This window comes from Anaeromassilibacillus sp. Marseille-P3371, from assembly GCF_900169665.1.
In the GTDB taxonomy this organism is placed as follows: domain Bacteria; phylum Bacillota; class Clostridia; order Oscillospirales; family Acutalibacteraceae; genus Anaeromassilibacillus.
In genome coordinates, this window is sequence record NZ_LT835157.1 from 1,271,726 (window position 1) to 1,281,228 (window position 9,503).

The window sequence follows — 9,503 nt, forward strand, 5'->3', positions numbered from 1 at the left end:
TCGATATTGTCTTGATGGGTAATTTGGACAATAAGTAAAAGGCCTTCAGAGAACTGGAGGCCTTTTATTTATTTTGATCTACATTAGCGAAAGGAGAACCCCCGGCTAAGGCGGGGAGAGAAAAAATATATAAAGTAACGCCCCTTCAGGGGTCCGCTATGAGTCAGCAATGCAGTTAGCCGACCCATTCGTGGCCCCTTTAGGGGTGGGACCCGTATCATGCACTTCTAGCGCTTTCTCAAGCTCCAGGCTTTGCCGGGGGGCCTGACTTGTATAATTATATATTACTCATCGCTCCATTTATTGAGTACAAGCAAACGTTATAATTTGGTGGAGGTATTTGGATAATCCATCTCCTTCTCGATCGATGAACTGCTGAAAACGTTCATCAGAGATATAGAGTTCACTTAATTGAATAAGCGTATCTTTGGAGCATGGATAAAAATACTCGTCTATAAAAGATCGATATTTTTCAAGCCATTCTTGTACGACTGGGTCGTCCGGAGTTCGTGGTTTAAGACAATTTAGTTCTTGAAAGAAGTTTTGCATTTTTCTTTCAATCTCTTTCCATACCTCTTTGGTATAGGTTCGCGTTCTCTCATGATATTTTTTATAAGTTGACGTATCTTTCCATCGTTGTTCTACTTCTTTTCGGTATTGATCTTTCATAGTACTGATTTCTTGATTGTCAAAGATTTTAAAGTCCATCTGTGCCTCTCCTTCTAAGATTTGATTTGTAAGGGAGATAAGTCGTGTGATTCGTTCCTTTTTTAATAATAGAAGGGATCGATGCTTCCGAAGAGCTTCCAAGAGGTTAAATCCTGGCAAATCCAATAGAATTTTAATCTCCTTAAGCGAAAAATCGAGTTCACGAAAAAAGAGAATCTGTTGTAATCGAATCAGTTCAGCTTCCCCATAAAGTCGGTAGCCGGCATCCGTTCTTTCAGAGGGGGAAAGGAGGCTGATTTGGTCATAGTAATGTAAGGTGCGAACACTGACATTACAAGCTTTCGATACTTCTTTTATGGTTTGTTTCACGGAAATCATCTCCTCTTACATTTTTTACTATAAAGGATTACGCAACGTGAGAGTCAAGAACAAAATTATAAAGTGAAGAAATTTTATATATAAGGCGTCAAATGAGTAGTTTTATTTAAATGTACCTAAAAATAGAGAAATTATGGAACACTTTTGGAACACTTCTTCTGCTACAATACTATTGTAATCAAACAGGCTTTGCCTGAAAACAAAGGAGGAGAAGAAAAAACATGAAGAAGAGAGCATGGCGATCGCTTCTGTCGCTTGTGTTGGCATTCACAATGGTATTTACCATTTGGACGCCTGCATTGGCAAAGAGCGAAGCCGCGGGAGAGTGGGATCCTTCCGCAGAGTATAAGCTTCTTACTGTGTTGAAAGACGCAGGAATTGAAGTTTACTCTGGAGACACAAATCCCGGCGCAAAAGTCGACCTATGGTGGAACTATGAGGGCGATGCATTGTGCTGGAGGTTGATTCCGGATGATGAGGCAGAATACTATCGGATTCAGCCCAAAAATACCAATGCGACGGTTTTGATGCCCAAAGAATCAAATGCCGTAGCAGGTACAGCATTAACCCTTGGAAACATTGATGATGCGGACGATTCACAGTGGTGGAAAATCGTTCCTACGGATCAAGATGGCGAGTATATGCTGTTAAACAAAGCTTCTGAAGGAAGTGCAGAAGCATATATCGCTCTGGAGAATGATGGAGTGAACGATGGAACTCTTGTTATTCTCTCCGATGGAACAACAGCTTCGAGCTACTGGAAAGTCAGTAAGGTTGAAGTTGCCCCTCCGGAACCAGTAGATCCGGTTGTCAATGTATCTGCGGGAAAGACGCTTTTGGATGTTGATGAAAGTACTTCGGTAAGTGCAACTGCTTTTGATGAGTACGAAGAACAAATTGCAGTTACAGAAGTAAAGAGTAGCAATCCAGAGGTCGCAGAGGTAATTTCATCGGAAGGTATATACACTGTAACGGCCAAAGCGAATGGTGTTGCTTCCATCGTTGCTTCTGCCACATTGAGTGACGGGACAAAGGTAGAAGGTTATACACCGATCATCGTAGGCACCGAGCCGGTGGATGGGGCTATTTATCAGTTGACAGCGCCAAAGACAGATGTTTCAGCTTTGATTGCTTATGATGAGGCTTATGGAGCCGTATCTTATGCCGCGTTAAGTGATAATTCTGTTGTAGTATCTGCATCTCCGATGGGAATCGTTACAAGTGAGGGAGATTTCCGCAGCGGTCTGGAGTTTGTAGATGTAGAGGAGAGCAACGGAACAGAAGAGTATGAACTGATTGGAGCAAAGGTAAAATATGTCAATGCTCCTTATAAGCAGATGACATTCCAGTTTGAAAAAGCGGGCGTACCGTATGCTATCATTTTGAAAGTATTTGATGATGGCGTTGCGTTCCGTTACAGTATCGATGGAGATGAGAACACAGATCTGTCGATCTCTTCAGAGCATACAGGTGTCCGTTTGCCAGATGGTGCGTATACTTGGGCAATGAACTACAGCCAATCCAATGAAGATGTGGAAATTGAGCATGCCTCCATCAAAGAACTTAATTATCAGTATTCTATGCCATTGCTCTATGAGACTGAAGACGATGTCTTTGCTTTGGTAAATGAAGCAGATCTCAACGGTACATACTGTGGCGCACAGATGACTGGTGATGGCACTGGCTTGTTGAACATTGTCTTTACCCCAGAGCAAACAGACGATGTTGAAACGACTTTACCGTTCGCCAGCCCATGGCGCTATATCGTTATTGGCGACTTGCAGACTATTACCAACAATACTTTGGCAGAGTCCTTGGCGCCTGCAAGCAAGGTAGAGGACACCAGCTGGATTGAGGCGGGAACAGTGGACTGGACCTGGTTGAATGGTGATCTCCGTCACGACCAGCTGCCAGATGGCGTTTCCTTTGAAACTGCTGGTTTGGAATACTATAAAAAGTATATTGATTTTGCCGTTGAAATGGGTTGGAAATACCAGCTTTTGGATGAAGGCTGGCAGCCTCGCGGCAATACAGCAGCTGGCGAACATGAATACGAAGGTTATTATGATTGGATGCCCGACTTGATTGAGTATGCTGCAGAAAAAGGCGTCGGCTTGATTGTTTGGGCAAGAAAGGCTAATTTGACCGATGATGATTATCGGCAAAAGCTCTTTAAAGAGTGGGCGGATATGGGCATCAAAGGCATTAAACCAGACTTCTTTGATTCCCAGGATCAGGAGACGATTCAGCTCATCGAAAAAATGATGGCGGAAACGGCTGAAAATCATATGCTGATCAACGTGCATGGTGCCGGCAAACCGACTGGTGAACGCCGCACTTGGCCGCATGCGATTGCCCGTGAAGCTGTTCGTGGTGCAGAGGCTTATGCGGTTGATAATATCGAGACTTGGGGTGCCGTCATGGATGCCCATCATAACTGCTCGTTGCCGTTTGTTCGCGGCGCAGTAGGTCCGATGGACTACACTCCTATGGTATCGTATGGTGCAAATGACAATTTGACCAATCATAATCCTGGCCGTTTTACCGTAGCACATATGACTGCGCTGCCGGTGATCTATGAATGTGGTTTGCAGTGCTTGGCGGACAAGCCCGATGTCTATCGTGCACATCCTGGATATGAGCATTACTTTAAGAATATGCCATCTGAATGGGATGAAGGAATCCTGATCGATGGTTATCCGGGCGACTATGTAAATATGGCCCGCCGCAATGGTGACGACTGGTATCAGGGAATCATCTGTGATGGTAAGCTGGACGCAACCTTCTCACTCGACTTCTTGGGTGAAGGTGAATATGTTGCCTATATTTACAAGGATTCTCCGGAAGTTCTGGCGGAAGGCCCTGCTGCATACGATCAATTTGGCCGTCATGACCAGGATGGAAGCAATCTGGTAGTCGACCAAGCGACGGTTGACAGCAGTATTGTTGAAGAAATCAAGGTTGTTACAAAAGAAGATACCTTGACAATCCCGCTGGCGGAGACCGGCGGTGCAGCGATCCATTATGTCCCAAGAGACCAAGTTGAAGAAGAGATTCCGGCTGTTTCAGAGGCAAAGCGGATTACAGACCGTCTAATTGAACTGGACTGGAATCAAGATGTAACCGGTGCTGATGAAAAGTCTAGCTTCAAAGTCATGGTCAATGGCCAAGAAGCAGCGCTCAACGATTATGGATATAATGCAGGAAATGGAGCTCTCTACTTCGATCAAATGACCACTTTGGAACTGAAAGAAGTTCCTGCACAGGATGCACAGATCACCGTTCAGGTGGTTGGTTCTGTAACCAATGAAATGGGAGAAGCTGCTGATACAGAGACTGTCTATGCTGTTGTCGCTGCTCCGTTCTATACACAGTCTGTTAAGGCAGATTGTGGGATCACGGTGAAGTCCAGCGACGCTGTGGAAAAATCCACACTGCAAGCTGCGGCGGATATTGTGGATGTGATGCTTTCTGCACGTTCCGATGTTGTGGAAAAAATGATTGAAAATGGTGCGGAATTGGCTGTGTATGGTAAGGGCGAAAGTGCTTACAGCATTCCTGAGCATCGCGCAACCTATGATCCCGATATGTACTATGTAGAGGGATACGGCGGGATGGTTGGTAACCCGGTTGCCAGCATCTATGATGCAAACGTTCTCCGCCTCCTGCAAAAAGATTCGCCGGACCATTATACTGGTTATGAAAACGAATCCGTATTGGTACATGAATTTGGTCATTCCGTGCATTTGCTTGGCGTCGATTCCATTCCGGAGTTGAAAGAGGAATTTGATGCAGTTTATGCATCCGCCAAACAAAAGAATCTCTGGCCGAACAGCTATGCGATTTCGAATCGGGAAGAGTATTTTGCAACATGTACGGCAATCTGGTTCAATGTCATGTCTGAGTCTGCCGACGGTTCTTGGGATGGCGTTCGCGGTCCGGTGAATACCCGTGAAGAACTCAAGGCATATGATGTTGATATGTACAATTTCCTTGCAAAGATTTATCCGGAAACAGAAGCCGTTTCGGATGCATGGGCAGACGTACCTGACAATTTCCATCCGGGCGAAGAGCCTGAGGAACCAGAATGGGATACAGAAGCCATCTATAAGTTCCGGACGGTCTTGAACGACAGCTGCATCGAATCCAACAGCAACAACTCCAGTGCAGGTGCAATTATCGATCTGTGGTGGGATTTCGATGGCGAGGCCCAATATTGGCGACTCATTCCGGACAGTAACAATGAATACTTTATGATTCAGTTGGAATCGGCCAGTTCCACCGTTATGATGCCGACGGACTCCAACGCCGCAGAAGGTGTGGCGTTGACTCTTGGCAACATCGATGAAGAAAATGATGCGCAGTGGTGGAAGATCGTTCCAGCAGAACAGAATGGCCAGTATCGTTTGATGAACAAGGCCTCAGAGGGTTCTCCTCTGTATATCGCTTTGCAGAATGATGAAACAAGCGATGGAGTATTGGTAATCTTGGCAAAAGATACAGCCCCATCCAGTGTTTGGGTAGTCGAGAAACAGGAAGTCAATGAGAATGTTCATAAGGCTGATCCGGATGCTATTTATCTGAGTGATCTGGAGTGGCTCAATGCAGTGGACAGCTGGTTCCTCGTACGTAAGGACCAGACCGTCAATCAGACGGAGATTTCCTGGAACGAAAATGGTCAAACGGTTATCTACGAAAAGGGTATTGGTACCTTTGCACCGTCTCAGGTAACCTTCGATATCACGGGCCTGCACGCAGAAACCTTTAAAGCCATCGGTTGCTTCCCGGCTGGCGCAGGGAGCTGTGAATTTATTGTGCTGGCAGATGGAGAACAAATCCTCTCTAAGACTCTTTCCTATGATGGAAATCAGATCTCGCCAGACAATGGTGCTTTGGAAGTGGCGATTCCGGAAGGAACCAAGATTTTGACCTTGTATGCAAAGGGCAGCAGTAGCACAACATGGGCAGATGCTCGCCTCTATTGCGATAAGGAAGCTCAGAAAGACTTGGCTCGTGTTACCATCAAAGCAGAGGAAACTCATCTTCAGAAGGGCGCAAGCTCTGCCATCAATCTGACTGGTTACATCGGTCAAGTTGGCTGGGGCGGTATGCAGAATATCGAGGCGGATCTGACAAATGCCATTATCACCTACAGCAGCAGCGACGAATCCGTTGCAAAGGTAGAGGATGGAAAGATCGTAGCCGTTTCGGACGGTACAGCAACCATTACATGCACCGTAGAACTGGACGGCGTGAAGCAGTCCTCGACTTTGGATATCATTGTTGGCAATGGAAATGAGAACTCTTGGACCGTGGTGTCTCCGGATGGAAACATTGAGACTCTGTTCACCTTGCGCGATGATGGATCGGTTGTATTTACAACTTCGAGAAATGGAAATACCGTTATTGGAACTTCCCCGACGGGCTTGGTCACCAACTTGGGCGATTTCCGTACTGGTTTGACCTTCGTCGATTCTAAGACAGAAACCGTCAAGGATTCTTATGACTTGATCGGTGCGAAGAAGAGTCATGTGGATGCAATAGGCACCGAACTGACTTTGAATTTTGAAAAGGATGGCGTGACCTATCGCATCATCAGCCGTGCCTATGATGATGGTATGGCGTTCCAGTATGAAATCGAAGGCCAGGATGGCGAAGAGTTGACGATTTCTTCTGAAGCAACAGGCTTCTTGATGCCGGACGGTTCCGTTGCACAGACGATGGACTTCGATAAGGCTAACGAGGAGCGGTATTATCAGAAGGAAATCGAAGAACTGGAGGGCGGTTATTGCATGCCGCTGCTCTATGAGACGCCAAATGGCGATTGGGCACTGCTGTCTGAAGCAGCGCTTACTCCACAGTATAGTGGCGGACAGATTGTTGGCCATGACACCGGTATGTTGGACGTCGTGTTCTCACCGGAGCAGTTCAGCGATGTCGTAACGACCGCGCCGTTCACCTCTCCGTGGCGTTTCATGGTTATTGGTGATCCGGCAGATATTGCAGAAAATACCCTTGCAGAAACGTTGAGTCCGGACAGCGTAATCGAAGATACCAGTTGGATCGTACCGAGTCCGGTCGACTGGACTTGGCTGAATGGCGATCTCCGCCATGACAATCTGCCGGAAGGCACAACATGGGAAGAGACCGCACCGAAGCTGTACAAGCAGTATATTGACTTTGCAGCAGAGATGGGCTGGAAGTATCAGCTTTTGGACGAAGGCTGGCAGCCGCGTGTATACAACCGCGGCAATGACCTGTATGACGGTTACTATGACTGGATGCAGGAAGTTCTGGATTACGCAGAAAGTAAGGGCATTGGCCTGATTGTCTGGGCAAACAAACGCGATCTGGATACACCGGAAGAGCGCGAACGCATCAAAGAATGGGCAGAGATGGGCATTAAAGGCATTAAGCCAGACTTCTTTGACTCTCAGAGCCAGGAGATCATCCAGCTCCTGGACATCCTGACCAAGGAAGCCGCAGAAAATCATATGCTCATCAACATCCATGGCGCCGGTAAGACCACCGGTGAAAGAAGAACCTATCCGAACGCAATTTGTCGTGAGGCGATTTCGGGCGGTGAGAGTTGTGTAAATGATGCATACTTTGATTGTATGCTGCCGTTTACTCGCTTCGCAGTAGGCGCTGCGGACTTTACTCCGATGGCTTCCTATGGCAATACCTTTGGAATGAAGTCGGTTACCCAGGCACATCTGGTTGCACAGACCATTATGTTTGAATGTGGCATTCAGACGATGGCGGATAAGCCGGATGTATACCGTGGACATGTGGCATACGAGAATCTCTTTAAGAATCTGCCCACCTCTTGGGATGATAGCATTCTGTTGGACGGCGATCCGGGACATTATGTCAATATGGCACGCCGTACAGGGGACGATTGGTATGTAAGCATCATGGGCAATGAAGCTCGTATTGCAGAGTTCGATCTGGACTTCTTGGAGGATGGTGCAACTTATACCGCATATATTTTCCGTGACAGCGATGATCCGACAAATGATGATAGCAATAAAGCAATCATCACAGAAACCAAAACGCTTACAAAGGGCCAGACAATGTCCATCGATATCAAGGCAACTGGTGGCGCAGTCGTAAAGATCATTAAAAATGAAGTTCCGACCGAGCACATGTTGACAGTAAGCTACCCGACAACGGTGAAGCTGTCGATCGATGGGGAAGAGCAGACGATTGCAAACCTGATCGGCGCATATAAAGACGTCGTGATGGCAAACACGAATCTCGACCTGACCTTTGAGCCGAGAGTCGAAGGCAGAGAGATCGCAGGCGTGACAGTCAATGGCGAGCCTGTAGAGGCGTTTGATGTCAATGAGTATGTATACAGCCTGGAAATGCCGAATGCAGACACCACGATTGAACTGGGCTTCACGATCGTGGATAAAGAAAATCTGCGCGAAGTGATCACAATCGCAGAGAGCGAGAACGTGAAAGCGCAGGTAGCGGCGACGGTCCCGTCGGTACAGAAGAAGTACGAGAATGCGTTGCAGGCAGCGAAAGCGATCGAAGAAAAGAAGACCGCAAGCCAGGACGATATCAACAACGCGATGTTTGAGCTGATCGAGGCATTGCAGTATCTGAGCTTTACAGCGGGCGACAAGAGCCAGCTGGAAATCCCGATGGAGATTGCAAAGCAGATCAATCGAGAGAACTTCACGCCGGAGAGCGTACAGGCACTGGACGACGCATACAAGGCGGCAGAGGACCTGATGGACGACGAGGAAGTACTGGAAGCAGACATTCAGGCAGCGGCAGAAGCGCTGTATGAAGCGCTTGACAACCTGGTCTTCCGTGCAGATAGGACGGATCTGGAAGCTTTGGTAGCAGAAGGCAAGAAAATTGTAGAGAATGCTTCGAAGTACATCCAGGATGAAACATGGGCTACCTTTAAAACCATCCTAGGCGATGCAGAAACTCTGTTGGAAAATGACAATGCAACCCAGGAGGCAGTGGATGAGAAGGCCGAAGAACTGCTCAATGCGATTACAGCACTGCGTATGATTCCGAACAAGGACGCTTTGAAAGACCTGATTGGAAAAGCAGAGGCAGTGAACACCAGCAAGTACACAGCAAAGAGCGTGGCAGCGATGCAGAAGGCATTGAGCAACGCAAAGGTTGTGTTGAACAATGAAGCAGCGACCGAAGAAGAGGTCAAGAGTGCCGTAGAAGCACTGGAAGCAAGCATCCAGAACCTGGAGACAAAGACGACGACAGCGAAGAAGAGCGGCTCCACATCGAGAAATGTAAGCAACACATATGGAGCAGCGGGTGTGGTTTCCGCAAGCCAGAGTGCAGCGGCAAGTGTGCGCAGTGATGCGGCAAATGCCATCACGCTGAACAGAGGAAGCATGTACACCTTCAAGATGACCGTGGTCAATGGAAACGGACTGGTACCGAGCTTCACAGTGGGCAACGGAAGC

The 9,503-nt window shown here is 47.3% G+C and carries 2 protein-coding genes; one reads left to right on the forward strand and one right to left on the reverse strand.

Annotated elements, in window-relative coordinates:
• Positions 1–300: 300 nt before the first annotated feature.
• The gene (locus B9Y59_RS04480) at positions 301–1,038 is read right to left on the reverse strand and encodes a MerR family transcriptional regulator (RefSeq protein WP_158088949.1); all 738 of its coding nucleotides are present in this window, start codon (positions 1,036–1,038) and stop codon (positions 301–303) included.
• Positions 1,039–1,268: 230 nt separating this feature from the next.
• Between B9Y59_RS04480 and B9Y59_RS15650 the strand changes: the two genes are divergently transcribed.
• A partial coding sequence (locus B9Y59_RS15650; RefSeq protein WP_085532031.1) for a glycoside hydrolase family 97 N-terminal domain-containing protein occupies positions 1,269–9,503 on the forward strand: 8,235 nt, incomplete at its 3' end.